General features: G+C 57.6%; 15 protein-coding genes. 14 read left to right on the top strand and 1 reads right to left on the bottom strand.

Annotated elements, in window-relative coordinates; genetic code table 11:
* Positions 1-14: 14 nt before the first annotated feature.
* The 14 genes from H567_RS0106865 (at position 15) to H567_RS27775 (ending at position 17,311) form a co-directional block, all read left to right on the top strand.
* Entirely contained in the window at positions 15-1,337 is a 1,323-nt protein-coding gene (locus H567_RS0106865) for a TadG family pilus assembly protein (protein ID WP_028320839.1), read from the top strand.
* A 68-nt stretch (positions 1,338-1,405) separates the two neighbouring features.
* Positions 1,406-2,566 (top strand): CpaE/TadZ family protein, encoded by a 1,161-nt coding sequence (locus H567_RS23495; RefSeq protein ID WP_051184562.1) that lies wholly within the window; start codon positions 1,406-1,408, stop codon positions 2,564-2,566.
* A gap of 16 nt (positions 2,567-2,582) precedes the next feature.
* On the top strand, positions 2,583-3,917 hold the full coding sequence (locus H567_RS23490) for a TadA family conjugal transfer-associated ATPase (protein ID WP_051184561.1): 1,335 nt from the start codon (positions 2,583-2,585) through the stop codon (positions 3,915-3,917).
* Between the two features lie 16 nt (positions 3,918-3,933).
* Entirely contained in the window at positions 3,934-4,902 is a 969-nt protein-coding gene (locus tag H567_RS0106850; protein WP_051184560.1) for a type II secretion system F family protein, read from the top strand.
* Between the two features lie 3 nt (positions 4,903-4,905).
* Positions 4,906-5,883, top strand: a complete 978-nt coding sequence (locus H567_RS23485; protein ID WP_051184559.1) for a type II secretion system F family protein — start codon at positions 4,906-4,908, stop codon at positions 5,881-5,883.
* 4 nt (positions 5,884-5,887) lie between these two features.
* A complete protein-coding gene (locus H567_RS23480; RefSeq protein WP_084516976.1) occupies positions 5,888-6,895 on the top strand; it encodes a tetratricopeptide repeat protein in 1,008 nt (335 codons plus the stop codon).
* Between the two features lie 258 nt (positions 6,896-7,153).
* Positions 7,154-9,091 (top strand): type IV pilus biogenesis protein PilM, encoded by a 1,938-nt coding sequence (locus tag H567_RS0106835; protein WP_028320837.1) that lies wholly within the window; start codon positions 7,154-7,156, stop codon positions 9,089-9,091.
* Positions 9,072-9,623 carry a type 4a pilus biogenesis protein PilO gene (locus H567_RS0106830; RefSeq protein WP_028320836.1) on the top strand — a complete coding sequence of 184 codons (552 nt, stop codon included), beginning with the start codon at positions 9,072-9,074 and terminating at the stop codon, positions 9,621-9,623. Before H567_RS0106835 ends, H567_RS0106830 begins: the two co-directional genes overlap by 20 nt.
* A 5-nt stretch (positions 9,624-9,628) precedes the next feature.
* Complete coding sequence (locus tag H567_RS28985) at positions 9,629-10,132, top strand: hypothetical protein (RefSeq protein ID WP_051184557.1); 504 nt, start codon at positions 9,629-9,631, stop codon at positions 10,130-10,132.
* A 67-nt stretch (positions 10,133-10,199) separates the two neighbouring features.
* Positions 10,200-11,918 (top strand): type IV pilus secretin PilQ, encoded by a 1,719-nt coding sequence (pilQ, locus tag H567_RS23470; RefSeq protein WP_051184556.1) that lies wholly within the window; start codon positions 10,200-10,202, stop codon positions 11,916-11,918.
* A complete protein-coding gene (locus H567_RS0106815) occupies positions 11,915-13,633 on the top strand; it encodes a GspE/PulE family protein (RefSeq protein WP_028320835.1) in 1,719 nt (572 codons plus the stop codon). The genes pilQ and H567_RS0106815 overlap by 4 nt, the downstream gene beginning before the upstream one ends.
* A 6-nt stretch (positions 13,634-13,639) precedes the next feature.
* Complete coding sequence (locus H567_RS0106810) at positions 13,640-14,866, top strand: type II secretion system F family protein (RefSeq protein WP_028320834.1); 1,227 nt, start codon at positions 13,640-13,642, stop codon at positions 14,864-14,866.
* A gap of 153 nt (positions 14,867-15,019) precedes the next feature.
* Positions 15,020-16,324: a sigma-54 interaction domain-containing protein gene (locus H567_RS0106805; RefSeq protein ID WP_035253615.1), complete on the top strand. Its 1,305-nt coding sequence runs from the start codon at positions 15,020-15,022 to the stop codon at positions 16,322-16,324.
* 597 nt (positions 16,325-16,921) lie between these two features.
* The gene (locus H567_RS27775; protein WP_084516972.1) at positions 16,922-17,311 is read left to right on the top strand and encodes a prepilin-type N-terminal cleavage/methylation domain-containing protein; all 390 of its coding nucleotides are present in this window, start codon (positions 16,922-16,924) and stop codon (positions 17,309-17,311) included.
* A gap of 123 nt (positions 17,312-17,434) precedes the next feature.
* On the opposite strand, the gene H567_RS0106800 is transcribed toward H567_RS27775, so the two are convergent.
* Positions 17,435-19,141, bottom strand: a complete 1,707-nt coding sequence (locus H567_RS0106800) for a hypothetical protein (protein WP_028320832.1) — start codon at positions 19,139-19,141, stop codon at positions 17,435-17,437.
* Between the last annotated feature and the right edge of the window lie 12 nt (positions 19,142-19,153).

The following is a 19,153-nucleotide window of genomic DNA, read 5'->3' as shown; positions in this document are numbered from 1 at the left end:
AGAGGAGCGATGAGATGTTTTTGCCCGCCATGCTGAGGGACCAGAAGGGTGCGGTCGCCATCCTGACCGCCTTCTCTATCGTTATCCTGATCGGGTTCGCCGCCCTGGCCATCGACATCGCCAATCTGCTGGCGGCCAAGAACGAGCTTCAGAATGCCGCCGATGCCGCCGCCCTGGCCGGCGCGCAGGTCCTTTACCTCGAGGACGGTTCGGCTGTCAATCCCGGGGCCAACGAGACCGCCTATGAAACGGCGATCGCCCATCTGAGCCAGGGGGTTGCAATCGAGACCGGAGAGGATTATGCTTCCAACACCGGCGACATCCAGCGAGGACACTGGAACTGGATCAGCCACACCTTTGTGGAGAACGCCTCCACATTGCCGACCGAACTCTGGGATGTCAGCGATGAGCAGTTGGCCGAAAACACGGACTTTATCAATGCGGTTCGAGTGGCTGTGAAGCGGGAGAGCACCCCTGTGACGGCCTTTTTCGCGCGGATCTTCGGCTATGAAGGGTTCGCTCTGGAGGCCACTGCGGTTGCATGGATCGGGTTCGCCGGCTCCATAGAGCCATATGACGTGGATCTGCCCTTCACCCTCTGCGCACAGGCCATCACGCACGATCAAAGCGTCCACGGAAAGTACACATGCGATTACGGACGCACCACCAACAGCGGCAACAACGCGGATACCTTCAATACCGCGGCATGGGCGAACCTGGACCAGGACGGAGGGGCCAATACGAACGATATCCTCCCCTTTATCGACCGCCCCGTTTGTGAAGGCGGAAACACGGATCCGATCTTCTTCAACTTGGGGCTTTCAACCACCGGCGGGGCCGTGCAGCCATTATATGACGATCTGGTTTACTGCTGGGAAAAGATCACGAACAAAACCACACCCTGGAAGGTGACGCTGCCCGTCATCGACTGCGGAGACAGCCGCAATCCAAGCGGGAGATTGGGTTTGGTGGGGGTGCTGACGCTTCATATCGTATGGGCGAAAGACAACGCCTCCGTATCAAAGTTTAACGATATCCCTGTGGAGATGGAAGGCCTCCCGGAAATGGGTATTTCGGATTGGAGCCAGGCGGCGGATTGCCTCATGGACGCCGACGGAAATTCGATCGATCTCGGCACTGCCGAAGGAAGAGAGGCATGTTGGATCTCCTTCGCCAAACATTTTCGCCTGAATTCAGTTTACAGCAATAATACGCCGGCTGATTTCATGAAAAACACCATATACTTCATCCCTGATTGTAGCCCGCATAAGCCGACTGGAAACTCATCCATGAACAATTTCGGCATTCTGGCGAAACATCCGGTCCTGGTGCAGTAGCAGATTGCTTTTATTGATAGATCAAACAGATTTCACAGATTATATATATTGCAGGCATAGGAGCTTTGATGCCCAAAGACACCATCTTGGTCAGTTTGTCAACCGATAACACAAACACGGAAACCTTCAAAGAGATAATCAGATTTACAGAGGGATTCGACATTCTGAATCCCACGGACAAACGGCGGCCCGATCTCTTGATCCTGGAACTGGGAGATAAGGTCGAAGCGCAGTTCGCATTGATCGAATCGCTCCTCGAGAAGAAGGCTGTAGGGGAGATTTTTCTCACTTCCGACAAAGTCGATCCCGGTCTGCTGAGACGCGCCATGCGGCTCGGGGTGAAGGAATTCTTCCCCCAACCCATTCCAGTCGAGGAGGTAAAGCACGCGCTCGAAGGGTTCAGGCTGAGGCATACGCCTTCGACCTCCGGCGTGGACGATGAGCAAAGCTGCAAGATCCTTCACGTAACCGGGAGCAAAGGCGGGGTGGGGACCACGACGGCAGCCGTCAACCTGGCCGTCAACCTGGCAAAAAGAAAATCACGCCCGAGCGTGGTTCTGGTCGACATGAACTTCGTTTCCGGAGAGATACCGGTTTTTTTGGATATTCATCCAAAATATCACTGGGGAGAAATCTCACGGAATATAGACCGGCTCGACAATACGTTTCTTGCCAGCGTCATGACCAAGCATTCATCGGGTCTCGATGTTCTCGCTTCGCCCCATTCGTTAAGCGGTAATGAGAGGGCGACACCTGAGATCGCTCGACATATCCTCATGCTGCTCAAGGAAATTTACAGATTTATCGTCGTCGATACCGGTCACTCCACGGATGAGACCTCTCTCGCCATCCTCGAGATGGCGGACCATTTACTGCTCCTTTGCATTCTGAGCCTGCCGTGCCTTGCCAACACAAGGAAATTGCTGCATTCCTACAAGGAACTCGGATATCCGAAAGAGCACATTAACGTCATCGCAAACCGATGCCTGAAGAAATCGGACATCGCTTTGAAGGATGCCGAGGAGGCTATCGGCCAAGATTTTTTCTTCGTTCTTCCAAATGACTATTACACAACGATGACCGCCATCAACCTGGGGAAACCTTTGATCGATCTCGCCCCTAAAGCAGAGATATCGAATGCCTTGAAGCGCTTGACGGATACCCTCATCCCTCCGGACAGGCAAAAAGCCTCAAAGGGCAGACAGTTTCTGAGATTCCTCAAGCGTTAAGGAGTGAACACCTGATATGCGATTCAATGCCCGACCCGCCACCCAACAACCCTCGAGTCCCAAACAGCTGCCGGATGAGTATTTCAACTTCCGGTCGAAGGTCCATGATCGCCTTTTGGACACCCTTGATTTCTCGGTGTTCGACCGTCTGGACCCTGAAACGCTCCGATCCAGGATCCGAAGTCTGCTCGAGAAGATCCTGAAGGAAAACTCCGAGCTTCCCCTCAATCTGACGGAAAGGGAAAAGGTCCTGTCCGAGCTCGAGGACGAGGTTTTGGGGCTGGGTCTGCTCGAACCCATGCTGAAGGACCCGACCGTCTCGGATATCCTGGTCAATGCCTACAACCAGGTCTACGTCGAGCGGTTCGGGAAGCTCGAGCCCACCAACGCCCGTTTCAAAGACAATCAGCACCTTATGCGCATCATCGACAAGATCGTCTCCGCCGTCGGGCGGCGGGTGGACGAATCCAATCCCATGGTGGACGCACGGCTCGCCGACGGCTCGCGGGTAAACGTCATCATCCCGCCCTTGGCCCTGGAGGGCCCCATCCTCTCCATCAGGCGGTTCTCTGTCACGCCCCTGGAGATAGAGGATCTGATCCGCTTCAAGACTGTGCCGGAGACGATCTCGGACATTCTGAGGGGCCTCGTGCAGACCCGGCACAACATATTGATCGCCGGCGGAACCGGCAGCGGAAAAACGACCTTCCTGAACATCCTCTCCCGCTTCATCCCTGAAGGGGAGCGCATCATCACCATCGAGGATGCAGCGGAACTGCAGCTGAAACAGGTCCACATCGTCCGGCTCGAAACCCGGCCGCCGAACATCGAAGGCAAAGGCGAGGTCACCCAGAGGGATCTCGTCAGAAACTGCCTCCGGATGAGACCCGACCGGATCGTGCTCGGTGAGGTTCGCGGCGGGGAGGCCCTCGATATGCTGCAGGCGATGAACACGGGGCATGACGGTTCCATCACCACCATTCATGCGAACTCGGCCCGGGACGCCCTCCTGCGCCTCGAGACCATGGTCTCCATGGCCAATTTCGATATCCCGAGCCAGTCGATCAAGAAATACATCAGCAGCGCTATCGACATCATCGTGCACATCGCCAGGCTTTCGGACGGGACGAGAAAGATGATGAGCCTGATCGAGCTCTCCGGCATGGAAGGGAGCGTCATCACGACGCAGGAGATCGTCACCTTCAGGCAAACCGGCATCGGAGAGAACGGCAGGGTGAAAGGCCGGTTCCAATTCAGCGGCATCAGGCCGCATTTCATGGAAAAGTTCACCGTGGCAGGGGTCAAAGTGCCTCCGAATCTCTTCGATCCCTCCAACATTCTGGATGTCTGAGGGGATAAGCGCACCCGTGAAGCTTCTGGCTGTCGGCATTCTCATCTTCCTCGTTACGGTGGTCGTTCTCGAGCTCCTCTTGTATACGTTCAGGACGCTCAGGAACCCCTATGCCGTCAAGACCAAAAAAAGGGTCAAGGCCCTTTCGACCTACGAGCAAAGAAGGGAAACCGTCGACATCGAGCGCAACAGGGCGCTGAGCAGCGTCCCCCTGCTGGACAAGATACTCGCCGTCATGCCCGGCATCCGGAAGCTCGACCGGATGATCGTTCAGGCAAGGGCCTCCTACCCCCCTGGTTTTTTCGTTCTGTTGTCCCTGCTTCTTTTCATGACGACCTTCCTTTTCGGAAAATTGCTTTTCACCCATCCGGCCGTACGCTTGCTGACCGCCTTGCTTGCGGCCGCCGCACCTTTTTACTATTTGAAGTTCAGGCACAAGCAGCAGATAGCCAAGTTCGAACGCCAGCTGCCGGATGCCCTGGACCTGATTGCCCGCTCGCTCAGGGCCGGACACGCGTTGACCGGCGGCATGAAGATCGTGGCCGACGAATTCAATGATCCTCTGGGGCCCGAATTCGATCAGACCCTCGATGAGATCAATTTCGGGCCGAGCGTGACACAGGCATTGAAGAATCTGGCCGCGCGGGTAGACAACCCCGACCTGTCCCTTTTCGTGACCGTTGTAATCCTCCAGCGCGAGACCGGGGGAAATCTGGCGGAGGTCATGGAGAACCTTGCGGACATCATCCGGCAGAGATTTAAATTCCGCGGCAAGGTGCGCGCCATCTCGGCCGAAGGGAAGACCACGGCCATGGTGCTGGTCGCCATTCCCTGCCTGGTGGCCGTCGCACTGTTTTTCATCAACCCCGGCTATATCGACATCCTTCTGACCGAGCCTTTGGGGAAACTCTTTCTCGGCATCGCGGTTTTCATGATGTTCCTGGGCATCCTTGTCATCCGCCGAATGATCAGGATCGAGGTGTAGCCGGTGGAAATCTTCCAACAGATTTCACGTTTGTTCCAGCCCCCGATCATGCTTGCGCTCTTCGCGTTTCTGGTGACTATCGTCCTGCTCAGCCTTTCGTATCACTCCGCGCGGAATCGGCAGCGGCGGCAGAGGCTGATTCGCAAGATCAGGGAGTTGGAAATCATCCCCGAGCCCGTCCCCGATGCCCCGGCCGAAAAGCGGGAGCCCAAAGCAAACCCCTTTTTGACTTTCTTGAAGACGCTCGGAAGCAAGGCCGCATCGGATAAATCCGTGGATGCCTCCGCCTCCAGGATCATGTTCGCCCGCGCAGGCCTTTACGGTGAGCACGTGCTCGCCTCCTTCTGGGGGGCGAAAACCCTGCTCGGCATCGGCGCGCCCCTCCTCTTCCTTTTGGCGCGCCTGCTCCTCTTCAAAATGATGAGCCCTATGCTCACCCTCTATATCGGCCTTGCACTCGCCTTCGGAGGCTTCTACCTTCCCAACCTCTGGGTCCAGAACCGTTTCTCCAAGCGGAGAACCACCATCTTCAAAGGGCTTCCGGACGCCATCGATCTGCTGGTCATCTGTGTGGAGGCCGGCATGGGACTGAACGCCGCGATCGGCCACGTGGCCCAGGAACTCAAGCTGGCCCATCCCGAGCTGAGCAAAGAACTGACCCTCGTCACACTCGAGATGCGGGCGGGAAAATCCCGCAAAGAAGCCCTCAAATCCCTCGCCGTGAGAACAGGCCTCGACGATGTCGAAAGCCTCGTTACAGTTCTGAACCAGACTGAACAGTTCGGCACCAGCGTCAGCCGGAGCCTGCGCGTCTTTTCCGATTCGTTTCGCAGCAAACGCTTTCAGAAGGCCGAGGAGATCGCCGGCAAGCTTTCGGTAAAGCTGACGATTCCCTGCATCCTGTTCATTTTCCCGGCGCTTTTCGTGGTTCTGGCCGCCCCGGCCATGATCCGTGTCTTTGAAATATTTCTGAACCGATGAGGCGATGACGCAAGAAACCCTCAGAACATCCGCTGTGCCGACTCGATCCCGCCGATTCCGGGTGGCCTGTGCCGTGTCGCTCGCTGTTGCGGCGGCCGTCATCCTGGCCGGTTGCGGCACGCGGAAGCAGGATTTCCGGTCGGAGCTCATGGCACGCAGCCGGGCTGCATCCGCTGTCGTCGACCGCTCCGAACCGGTCCTGCCAGATCTCACCCCGGCGGATTATGAACGTTTGGGCGACGCCCATATCGCGCAAGGGGATTTCTATCTGGCCTTCCTTCAATATGAAAAGGCTCTTGCATCCGATGGATCGAACCCGCGGCTGCTTTACAAGAAGGGCCTCGCTTTTCTCCTGGCGGGGAACGACGAGGAGGCCCTGAAGGAGTTTCAAAAGGTCCTCCGATTCGACCCCGAGCACGCCCCGGCCCAAGAGGGGATGGGGCAGGCCCTGTACCGTACGGGAAGATACGCCGAGGCCGAAGGGCATCTGGAGAAGGCCGTCGAAATCGACACCGAACGCTGGAAGGCATACGCTTACTTGGGACTCCTTCGCGACCGGCAAAAACGGTTTCCCGAAGCGGTCGCCTTCTACGAGAAGGCCATTGGCCTGCAACCCGGCGAAGGATCCACCTACAACAACCTGGGGGTGTCCTACCTGCGGACGGGGCTTCTCGACAAGGCCGTCCTTTGCTTTTATGCGGCGATAGAAAACGGGTATGCCCATGACCGGGTTTACAACAACCTCGGCGTGGCATTGGCAAGGGCGGGAAACGAGGAGGAGGCCCTCCAGGCCTTCAAAAAGGCCGGTGGCGAAGCCCAGGCCTGGAATAATCTCGGCTGCGTTCACCTTGAGAAGGGTGATTATGAAAGGGCCATGCATGCCTTCGAACGGGCCATCGAAGCGAGCACAACATTCTATGTCACTGCGAGCGAAAATCTTGCCAAGGCACGCGCGGGCCTCAAACTACGGCAAACGAATGATTATGAATCTCGTTCAAATATCGAGAAATAACTTTTCCGTTCAAAACGTTTAGAGTTCATCCCGAAAGTCCCACCCCCTTTCATCATTTATCTGCACCAGACTGAAGAACCCATAACAAGAATCTTGAACACATCGACCGGTGTAGGACAGAATACCGCTTTTTTTCGCAGAAAGGCATATCAACGAGGTTTTTCACTTTACATAATCCCCAGATTTCTCTAGTATGGCTTCGCTCTTGTCTGCACGTTCAAGTCTAATACTTACAAGCGAAACCATCCGGAGGTCCTTTTGCGAGGCAAAGACACCCCGTTGTCCCCCCAGGCAGAGCCAACCTCTGCCCGCACGGAAACGGATACCAGCCAGGGTCCCTCTTATGACGGCAAGCCGTCTGAGCGCCCCCGCCCTTCCTCACTCCTCAAGGGCCTTCTGCCCGCCAAAAAGCGGCTCTTCGTCGGCGTCGAGATGACGCACACCCACCTGCGGCTCTTTAAGCTCCGCAAGCTCAAGAGCGGCATCCCCGGCTCGTGGGAGGTCCTCGACTATCTCGAGACAGCGCTCGAAACCAGGGCGAAAGATCCGACCGGCACCGCCGTCCAGCGCCTGCTGCGGGAGACTTTGAACGCCTTCTGCGGCAGCGAGCGGCGGGTGTCCATTTGGGCCCTTCTTGAACCCAGCACCTGCGACATCCGCCGTCTGCAGGTGCCGCGTCTGACCCGCAGACGGCTGACCCAGGCCGTTTATTGGGGCCTGCGGAAGGTCGTAAGCTTCGATGACCGCGAAACCCTCTTCGATTACGAGATCCTCGGCCAAACAGCGGAAGGAGGCATTCCGAAGACCGAGGTCCTCGCCTACACGCTGCCCCGGAGCGAAGTCAACGGCCTCAAGGCCCGCTTTTCACGCGCCGGGTTCCCGCTGGAGGGGGTGACCCTGCCTCCCTTCGCCCTCCAGAACATGATCCAGATCATGCCGGGCGAAGAGGCCAGCGGCCTCCTCGGCCTGCTGCATGTCGGGGAGACAGGCTCCTGCATCAGCATCTTTTCCAACCAGCGACTGGTCTTCACCCGCTCGGTCCGGACCGGCATGCAAAGCTTCTTCGAAGCCTTGATGGCAAGCGGCATCCAGGAGGGGACTGCGGCCCCGCGCCTCTCCCTCGAGCGGGACAAGGACAGCCTCACCCTGGGAGAAGAGGCCTTGGAGTTCGGCAGCACTCACGGCCGGAGAATGCTTTCCCTGCTGACCCCATCCCCCTATGCTCATGAATCCGGTCCCGCGGAGGCACCCTTCGGGGCGGGGGACATCCTGAAGATCGTCACCCCCCCCATCGAGCGCCTGGTGCGCCAGGCCGAACTGAGCTTCAGCCATTTTGCGCAGAGCACCGGCACCCACCGGGTGGAAAAGGTCTTTACCGTCGGAGAGATCACCCATTACGAACCCCTCCTGAGAACCATCCAGGAGCACCTTGGAATCCCGGTCGAGCCTATCGACCCGGACCGCCTCCAAGGCGCGTTGGCATGGCGCACGCCGCCCCCATCCGATCCCGGGGCATTCGGTCGTTCGAGTTCCGTTCTGGCTGTCGCCATGCCGACCCAGAAAACCCCGAATCTTTTCGAGACGCAGCTCGACAGAGAGAAAACCGCCCGGATCAGCCTTCTCAACCGGGCCATTTTCGCTGTCTTTTTGGCTGTTGTCGCCCTGGGGCTTGGCCTCCTGTTCTGGCAGGAGCATGTGGTCGAACAGCGGCATTCAGAAATCGCCCGCCTCGAGACCGAGCTGAACCGGCGCACACCGCGGGTGAACCGGGCCATCCTGCTCGATCTGGCGCAAAAGGTCCAGGCAGAGCGCAAACAACTCCTCGATTTCTCGGAACGCTATGCCCTCCTGTCCATCCTGCAGGAAATCGCAGCCAAGACACCCGGGCACATCCAACTGGTCCGGTTCAGCTACTCGGACGAGAACCCCCCGGACAAGGCCGCGCCCCCCGATCCCAAGAAGGGTCCGGCCCAGGATCCTTCTCCGGTGGTCAAGATCGCCGTCATCGAGGGCATCCTGTCCGGGGAGGAACGTAGCCTCGATATCCGTCTGAGCGCCTACCTGGCGGCGCTCGAAACATCGCCCCTCTTCGGGAACGCCGTTGTCGAAAAGCAGACCCGCCGTTTCGTGGACAGCGGGGCGGAGCAAACCCATTTTGTGATGCGGATGACCGTCTATGGACCGAAAAGCCTTTGACCTGATACCCGGACAGAGCATCCGCTATCTCATCCTGTGCGGTGCGGGGGTGGCCTTGTTGTTTCTCCTGGCCGTCTACCCTTCTCATCAGGCGTTGCGCAAAGCGGAAGCGCACATTGTGGGACTGGAAGCGGAAATCGCCGAACAAAACACGCTCGGCCCCCTCTTTCAAAACCTGTTGAAGGAACTGCGGGAAATCGGCGACCCGCCTTTCCCTCTCCCGGAGCCTTCTCCGCTCGCATTGGAGGAGTTGGAGGACCTCATGGTGCAGATCGATGCCATCGCCCGCGGACACGGAATGGAGATGCAGACCATCCGCCCCGAACCGGGCAGCCCCGGCACAGGGGAGCGGATGCCTCTGAGCCTTCGGTTTCTGGGCGGCTGGTCGAATCTGCGGGATTTTCTGATCCAGATTTATGCCCTGGGCTGCGTCGAAAAGATCGAACAGCTGCAAATTCTCTCGGCCGGCAAAGAGAAGCTCTTCGACCTGACCCTGGTCATCCTGACAAAGACCCAGACAGTGGAGGGGTGATTCAATTGGCCAAACGGGAGATAACCCTCGTGATCATCATGGCGCTCGTGCTCGCCTACGGCGCCTATGAGATTTTTTTCGCCGGCGGGAAGGCCGCCTCCCTGAAGGGTCCGCCCCCGGCTGAGGCGAACGTCGACCTGAACGCGTTCGTCGCAGATATGGCCAAAAACCTTCGCAAGAGCCCCGAACAGGAGAAGGTCCAACAGATCGCCAAAACCGCCACCCTCGAATGGGCGCCGGACCCATTCTGGGACCAGGACTATGCCCTGCAGACCTTCCTCCACAAGGAAGAAACAGGGGGTTCGGAAAGTGCGGAGGACTTGGGGCTCATGTATTCGGGTTTTGTGGAATTCGGGGACACGCACCTGGCGATCATCGATGACTTCGAATACCAAAAGGGTGAATGGATCGATCCGGGTGACTACAGGCTCGAGGAAATCCACCGAACCAGCGTCGTTCTGGTTCGGAAAACAGACGGCCAGCGCTTCGTGCTTCAGCTGGAAGAATAGAAACAGCCCGGCGTTCCAGCCACCTTCGAGGTTTGTTCCCGGCATCGATCAGGAGAGGATGAAACACATGTCGAACCTACGCGATTCGTTGCGGTTGATACGCCCCTTGGCCCGCCTCACCGCTGGGTTGATCCTGATTCTGTTTGCCGCTGGATGCGGCGAGAAGGCGGTGACCCCGCCCTCCCCGCTCGACGCTGAATACCGGAAGTGGAAGGAGATGGCCGAAACGAACCAGGCCCGCAGCCAGGCCCTGCCCGCCCCCCCGGCATCCAAGCCGGAAGCCCTTCCCCCGATTCAGCCGCAGCCGCAGCCTAAAGCCCGAACCTATCAAAAGCCCTTTCCCACCCAGAAGGTCAGCCTCCGGATGCACAACGCCTCCGTGCCGGCCGTGCTGCGAGCCCTCGCCCGCGCCGCCGGGCAAAACATCATGCTGAGTGAAAGCGTCAAGGGCGAAATCAGCATCAATGTCGAGAACACCCCCTGGAGTCAGGTCTTCACCGGCATCCTTGCCACGCATGGGTTGGGCTGGAAATGGGAAAATGACATCATCCGGGTCGTATCGGCCCAGGACAAGGAAAACGAGCTCCACCAGCTCGAGACGGACCTCAAGATGCAGGCCGCCCGCCGCGATCTCCAGACCCTCGAGCCGATGGTGACCCGCATCGTGCCGCTCCGCTACTACAGCTTCACCCGCCGCAAGATCACCGACCAGGACACGAGCGGCGATTCCAAGAAACGCACCATCGAAGAGGAGCGGGAGCCGGACATTGACAAGACGTTCAAGGAAAACCTCGAGGCCCTCCTGAGCAGAAACCAGGAAGGAGAACCCATCGGAAACATCCTCTTCGACGAGCAGACCAACTCCGTGCTGGTCCACGCCCTGGCTCACGACGCGGAAAAAGTCCTCGCGCTCATATGTGAACTCGACAGTCCGCCTCCCCAGATCCTGATCGAGGCCCACATCGTCGAGACCACCCGGGAGGTCGCCCGCGAACTGGGCATCCAGTGGGGCGGGCTCTATCGGGCGGGCAACTACTGGATCACCCCCGGCTCCAACACCAGTGGGGTCTTCGACAAAACCCTTTCCGAGGGGGTGGACCCCACCACCGGCATATCCAACAACTTCCCGGCGGATTTCGGGCCTGACGATTTTCCTTCGGGCTTCACGCTCGGTTACCTCTACGAGAAGTTCGGAAAGTACGTCCTCGATGTGGAGCTCTCCGCCCTCGAGACCGACGGGAAGCTCAACATCCTCTCGCGCCCCTCCATCACCACGATGGACAACCAGCCCGCGCTCATCGAGAGCGGGGCCGAGGTGCCTTATCAGTCCATCACCGGCACCGGACTCGACAAAGACATCTCGATCGAGTGGAAGACCGCCGCCCTGCGCCTCCTGGTCACACCGCGCGTGATCGAGGGGGACACGATCCGCCTGAACATCGTCACCACCAAGGACGAGCTCGACTTCACCCGCACGGTCCTCGGGAACCCCACCATCCTCACCAAGCGGGCCGAAACCAACCTCATCCTCGAGAGCGGTCAAACGACCGTCATTGGAGGACTCTCGAAGCAGACCGACCAGGACACCAGCGACGGAATCCCCTACCTGCAAAACATCAAGGGGTTGACCTGGCTGTTCGGCCACACGGGAAAACAAAACAAGATGGAGGATGTCCTGATCTTCATCACCCCCCGCATCCTCCCTGTGCGGCCGTCTCTCAGCGCGGCGGCCGCTCCGCCGTCCGGGAGCATCCCATCCGGGGAAGCCCAAGCGAGGTCCAAGTGAGGGAACGCAAGCGTCTGGGAGAAATGCTGGTCGAGGCCGGGATCCTGACCGAGGAACTGGTCGAGAAGGCCCTGGCGGATAAGAAGCGCGGCAGCCTCAAGCTCGGCCAGTACCTCGTCCGCGAGGGCCTGGTCTCCGAGCCCGTGCTGATCGAGCTTCTCGCCCGGCAGCTGCGGCTGGAAAAATACACGCCGACGCGCTTCCCGATCGATCCGAGCCTTTCCCGCATCCTCCCGAAGGAAACGGCCTCCCGCTACCAGGTCCTTCCCCTCCAGCGGAACGGGCGGATCCTCTACTGCGCCGTCACGGACCCCCTGGATGTCGTCGCCCAGGACGCCATAGAGGTCTACACCAACCTCGAGGTCGAGCCCGTGCTCAGCAGCGAGCAGGAGTTCAATCAGATCTTCAACAACCTCTACGGGGCCTTTTCCGACATCGGCGGAATCCTCGAGAGCATCGAACAGAACAAACCCGAAGAGGCCGGAGAATCTCTGGAGGCCGCGCCCCCGCGGAGCATGCAGGATCTTCAGCTGAGTTCCCTGCAGGACATGGCGGAGGAGGCGCCCGTCGTGCGCCTCGTCAACTCGATCCTCTCCCAGGCCATCCGCGAACGGGCGAGCGACGTGCACATCAGCCCTGAGAAGGAGTATATCCAGATCCGCTTCCGCCTGGACGGAAAGCTGCACGAGGTCCCCGCCCCTCCCAAGTCGCTGTTTCTGCCTCTGGCCTCCCGCATCAAGATCCTTGCGGGCATGGACATCGCGGTTTCCCGCATCCCCCAGGACGGCCGGTTCACCGTGCGCATGCACGACCGGGAGGTCAATATCCGCGCCTCCGTCATCCCGACCATCTACGGCGAAAACGTGGTGCTTAGGCTCCTCGACATGTCCACAGGGGTCTATTCCCTGAAGGCCCTCGGCATGGCCCCCTTCGACCAGGAAAAGATCGCGGCCATGATCCGCAAACCCTACGGCATGATCCTCAGCACCGGCCCGACGGGCAGCGGGAAGACCACCAGCCTCTACGCCATTTTGAAAGAGCTCAACCAGCCCGACATCAACATCATCACCCTGGAAGACCCGGTTGAATACCGGCTGGAGAAGGTCCGTCAGACCCAGTTGAACCGCCAGGCGGGCATGACCTTCGCGAGCGGCCTGCGCGCCGTCCTCCGGCAGGACCCGGATGTCATCATGGTCGGCGAGATCCGCGACTCGGAAACCGCCACCATTGCCGTCCAGGCGGCCCTGACCGGACACAGGGTCCTCAGCACGGTCCACACCAATGACGCCGCAGGCGCCGTCACGCGCTTCCTGGACATGGGGATCGAACCCTTCCTGACCGCCTCGGTGATGCTCGTTTCCTTCGCCCAGCGCCTGGTGCGCAAGGTCTGCCCCGACTGCAGGGAATCCTACCAGCCCCCGCCGGAGGCCCTCGCGCAGTGGGGCCTGACCGATGTGAAAGACGCGGACTTCCAGCGAGGGCGCGGCTGCCTGAACTGCATGTACACAGGGTATCGAGGCCGTACAGGGGTCTTCGAGGTCCTCGTAAACGACGAGATGGTCCAGGGCATGATCCTTCAGCGGCGCTCCGCCCAGGAGATCACCCGCGCGGCGCGGGAGGCGGGCGTGCTGCGCACCCTCAAAGAGGATGCCATGGACAAGGTCGTCCGCGGAATCACCACCCTGGAGGAGGCGGCCTCGGCCGTCATGGTTTAAGGACGTATGCCGACCTTCCGATACACAGCGATCGACGTGAGCGGCCACAAGCGCTCCGGCCGGCTCGAGGCCGAACACCGGGAGCAGGCCGCCACCATGCTCCTCGACCGCGACCTGATACCGGACCGCATCCGCGAACTGCCGGGTGCGGCCCCGGCCGCAAACGGCATCGGCCTCCTCGACCGGCTCCGATCCGTCAAGACCCTCGACCTGATCCTCTTCACCAAGCAGCTTCGAACCCTCCTCCGGGCCGGCGTCCCCGTCGTCCGCACGCTTCAGATCCTCGAAAGCCAGACCGAGAACAAGCGCCTAAAAGGAGTCATCAACGCCCTCGCCGCCGACATCGAACGGGGGAAAAGCCTCTTCGAGGCCTTTCAAGCCCATCCGCGGATCTTCTCCCCCCTTTATGTCGCCATGGTGCGCGCCGGCGAGTCGAGCGGCGACCTCCCGGAGGTCTTCAACCGGCTGATCTACATCGTGGAACACGAGCACAAGGTCAAATCGGACATCCGGGCCGCCCTCCAGTACCCGATCATCGTCATGACCTTCCTCTTCATCGCCTTCTTCGTCCTCCTGACCTTCGTGGTGCCGAAGTTCATCAACATCTTCATCAACGCGGGTGTGGAGATCCCGCTCCCCACCCGGATCTGCATAATCCTCTATCAAGCAATCTCGAGCTACTGGCCTTGTCTTCTGGGAGGGCTGGCAGCCCTTCTCGTCTTTCTGGCTCTGGCCCTCCGCACCGAGGCAGGCCGGTACGTCCGAGACCTCATTCTGATCAACATGGTGCTTGTCGGGCCCCTCTTCATCAAGAGCGCCATGTCGCGCTTCGCGAGCATCTTCGCGATCCTGCAGGCAAGCGGCATCCGTGTGCTCGAATCCATGCGCATCCTCTCGGGCACGATCGGCAACGCCGTGATCTCCCGCGAGTTCCGGCGCATCCAGGAGAGCATGGAACAGGGGAAAGGGATCGCGGGCCCCTTGAAGCAGGCCCGCTACTTCACCCCCATGGTGATCAACATGGTGGCCGTGGGCGAGGAAAGCGGACGACTGGACGAGATGCTCCGCGAGGTCTCCGTCCACTACGACGACGAGGTGGATTTCGCCATGAAGCGCCTGACCGACGCCATCGGCCCCATCCTGACCGTGGGCCTGGCGGCGGTGGTCCTGTTCTTCGCGCTGGCGATCTTCGTTCCCATGTGGGACATGGTCAAGGTCCAGGCGAAATTTTAGAGCGGCACCCATCGCATCCCTCCGGGGCTTGCGCTCACTTTGACGTTAATGAAACGTGCTCCTGCACCTCCATTCGGGCATTGAAGCCCCAGGACGGATGCGGAAGATGAAGAGGGCCGGTTCGCCAGACCCGGACCGATCCTGTCGATTCCTATGAAGCAATACCGATTCAGCCTTCAGGTCCTCATTCCGTTTATCGTGGGAGGCATGGCCTTCCTGGCCTTCCTCGTCGGGTTTCATGTTGGGCAGAAGCAACTCCCCTATTCCCTCCCAGCCCTTTTAGCCTCCCTCCTCTCGAGCGTCGGGTTCGCCGCCTTTGCAGGGATCATGATCGTGCGTCTCTTTTTGAAACCCATCAAACGGGCCCTCCGGGAAGCGAGCCCGCCTGCTGCCGACCCTAAGCCAAAACGCGAGGTAATCTCCGAGAAGGATGAACTCGACTGCTTCGAAGAGGCCATCCAGCAGATGACCGGCGCGCTCGACACCGAAGAAGCCGCCCGCCTTTTCCCCGAGATCATCGGCTCGAGCCGCGCCCTGCGCACCGCCCTCCGACAGGCCGCGCTGGTGGCCCCGGCGGACACGACCGTCCTGATCCATGGCGAAAGCGGCACGGGAAAGGAGCTGGTGGCTTCGGCCATCCACCGCTTGAGCCCTCGCTCCAAAGGCCCTTTCGTCACGGTGAACTGCGCAGCCATCCCCGAAGGGCTCCTCGAGAGCGAGCTCTTCGGGCATGAAAAAGGCGCCTTCACCGGCGCCACAAGCCGCAAAACCGGCAAGTTCGAGGCCGCCCAAGGCGGCGTGCTCTTTCTGGACGAGATCGGCGACATGCCCCCCGCCACCCAGGCCAAGATCCTGCGCGTCCTCCAGGAGCGGACCTTCGAGCGCGTCGGCGGCAACCAAACCGTTCAGGTCGATGTCCGCATCCTGGCTGCCACCAACAAGGATCTATCCAAAATGGTGCAGAAGGGCGCATTCCGCGAAGATCTCTATCACCGCATTCACGTCTTCGATCTCAACCTGCCGCCCTTGCGGCACCGGAAAGAAGATATCCGCCTCCTGGCCGACCATTTTCTGAACAACCTGACGCCGCCCGCAGGCGCCCTGACCCCGGCGGCCCTTCGCGCCCTGACGGCCCACCACTGGCCGGGCAACATCCGCGAACTCCAGAATGTCCTCGAGCGTGCCGCCCTTCTGGCGGGAGGTGCTCCGATCGAACCGCAGCACCTCCCGCCAGAATTGGTCCAACAGGCCGGCGGCCCGCTCGACCACCTGCCGCCGGATGCCACGCTCAACCAAAAGCTCGCTGAGATCGAGCGAAACCTGATCATCGACGCCCTCTACTCTACTGGAGGCGTCCAGGCACGCGCGGCGGAAATCCTCGGCATCAACCAAAGGAGCCTGTGGCACAGGGTGAAGAAATACGGAATCGATGTGGCTGCAATCAAGGCCGAAATTTAAAAATTTCCTTAGATTGCGCGGCTCACGTTTGTCAATATTTCCTGAAAAAGGTCAAGCTATCACCATTTTTCGATGAAACGAACTCGGAGGAATAGCCTTTGCATTTTTTTTATGGAAAAGCTCTGTACAAATCAATCAGACATCTTCATAAAATGTAGATCGTACAACGTTTTTCGTTGGATCAAAGCATTCTTCGCATATAAGCAAGATGTTTCTAGACAGTAGAAACGTAAATTTAACATCCCTTTTCCTGCTAGGGTTTTACCTGTTAAATGAAGATCGTACCTTATCATTGAAAAGATTCTCCTATTAAACAAACAAATGGCATACTCGTTGCATAGATGCTATCTTGGCGGTTTGTTGGAGATGTTCTCATACCTTTAAAAATAAAGAGTTTGTTTACCGGATAGCGGATACTGGAAATTTAACGACATTTTCGTCGAAGCCCATCTTGGATAGAAATATTAACAAGAGATATGGTTGACTCCACATAGAAAGGAGGTTCTTAGCTTTAATATCGGCAAACCGCTCAAATTATTCGATACAAATGATCTAAACCAAATCACCTTAATAATCTTATAGCGAAAGGAGAAAAAAATGGAGGCAAAAGACATTAGAAAATCTCAGGGAGGCTTTACGCTGATAGAGATTATTGCTGTGCTAATCATCATAGGAATTCTGGCTGCAGTAGCGATCCCACGGTATTACGGTTTGCAGGAAGAAGCAGCTGATAAAGTTGCAGAGTCAGGCCTTGCCGCAGCGTACTCGGCACTCTCTCTCGGCTGGGCTGCAAGCCAGCTTGGCAAAACAGGGGCTCCAGCAGGTCCAGCGGCTGCCTGTGCTGATATTACTATAGAAGGGGATACCATCGACAGCATTGCATGCGTAGGAGCCACTTGGCCTTCTTCTGGAGGAACATCCGCTGTTACCGTAACTTACTCAGGCGGATCAGCTCCAACGATAACAGGAACCTGGACCGCACCATAAGCGCATCCCCAGGTTTTTAATATCAGTATCGCATCTTGCGTTGGGGTTTGGAAAAGTATAACAACTTTCCAGACCCCAATTCGCTTAAGTGAAAAATTTATTATCCCCAATTATACTATGGATTTATTGAAGCACAATAGGTGGAATGTAGACATCCGGGCCATTTTCTGGTTCGGCTAGCCTGAACGCAAAATCATCGAATGAAACGTCAGTGATGTATTTAGTTATACCAAAGGCGTGCAACCCCAACTCATAAGCTGGTTTTGTAAACGTCAGCTCATCTTCAGGTGTCTTGATCACAATATTCCCATATTTGTTTTTATTGCTGACATATGGGTCGTACTTATCGTTTATGAGAACAGCTTTGTCCGGATTCACCCAGTCCCAGGTTACCAGAGTCAGATAGTCGACATAGGGTGTCCAGTTGGTGATGTCGTTTGGTGGCCAGGGTAGGTATTTCTGCCCTTTCGATGGCGTAATTCCATCTCTTGGACTTCTTTTCCTGACCTTGTTCCGCGGTTCTGTATCTCCACCGGTTGTCGAACTCCCCGATGCATCCGTGTAAAAAGCAGTAATCAAATTGCAATTCTCTTCCTGCCTGATCCGGACGAGTAGTGTCGACCAGTCTGCAAGTACCCCATTATTGAATACATAGTCTGATTTAATTTCCTTGTATGCAATTACATCGGTTTTCCCTGCAGGAGGCGCATTTTTGGGAGCCTCCCATAGAACAAGGTATAATTTGCCAGTGTCATTGATTTTAAGATCCGGTATACCGTCTTTTTTATCTCCTCCTCCACGAAGAAACGACAAACCGTAACTTTTGCGCTGGGAAGGGGTTACATTCACTACCTGCTTACGGAATGTAATCCCAGCCATGTGTATAGAACCATCTGCCACTTTGACTTTCGCTTGAAGCTCGTAGTCCGAATTCATGTTCACATTAGAAGTATTGTATATCGTCAAAAAAGCCGCCTGAGAATCATTCTGAACCGCTGAAACATTCATTGATCCATCATAAATTTCGAAAGATCCCAGCATATCATTTTGATCGTCGTAGAAAGAGGTGGTTCCATCATCGAAATCCTCCCAGACATCTGGACCACCGCTGAAAGGTCCAAGTTCCTCACCGCCTCCGCCACCAGCGCTCTGCAATGGCCACCAGTAGGCTACCCTCCGTGAAACTTTCATTATGTCAGAATCTGGAAACACACCAGTAGAAAGGATCTCGATGGTATCACTATAGAAGTAGTCAATGTTCTGATTATCATCCAGAACGATCGGGAACACAGCTCCCGCCTTTGCCTGGATAACATCCTTTAAAGTATTATTAGGTTTATCGAACTCACGATAGCGATACCAGGATTCGTTGTGGAGAAAGACACCGTTGTAGGGCGTTAGGTTGAAGCCGGGATTGAGCACAATGTCTTTGTGTTCATAGATTGTCTGGGAGCCGTCAGCAACTGCAGAACTGCCGTATACGTGTTCTATTACTTGCAGGTTGAATGTACCGCCTCCCGGAGCGGACTTCGTTTGATTGTGCAATGCGAGCAAGGCGGTTTTTGCGGAGGCCTTGCCTTGACTTTGTAACTTGCTTTTGTAAACTGATTCCGCGTATCTGAATCCTGATTCCGCCAGAAGAAAGGCGCGCTCCCCGTGGTTGGCACGGACCTCTTCCTGGCTCGAGGTGCCGACCATAGACACAACCCCGGCACCCAGCACACCAACCAAAAGGATAGCCACCACGGCGGCGATCAGGACACCACCGTGAAAATCAACGATATGTCGAAGAAGGAATGCGTCGCTCGCCGGTCTCAGGAAATTTCTCATGAGCGCTCTCTC

The sequence above is a fragment of the Desulfatiglans anilini DSM 4660 genome (assembly GCF_000422285.1).
In the GTDB taxonomy this organism is placed as follows: domain Bacteria; phylum Desulfobacterota; class DSM-4660; order Desulfatiglandales; family Desulfatiglandaceae; genus Desulfatiglans; species Desulfatiglans anilini.
The sequence above is the reverse complement of the archived record's forward strand: the minus strand, read 5'-3'. Positions and strand labels throughout refer to the sequence as shown.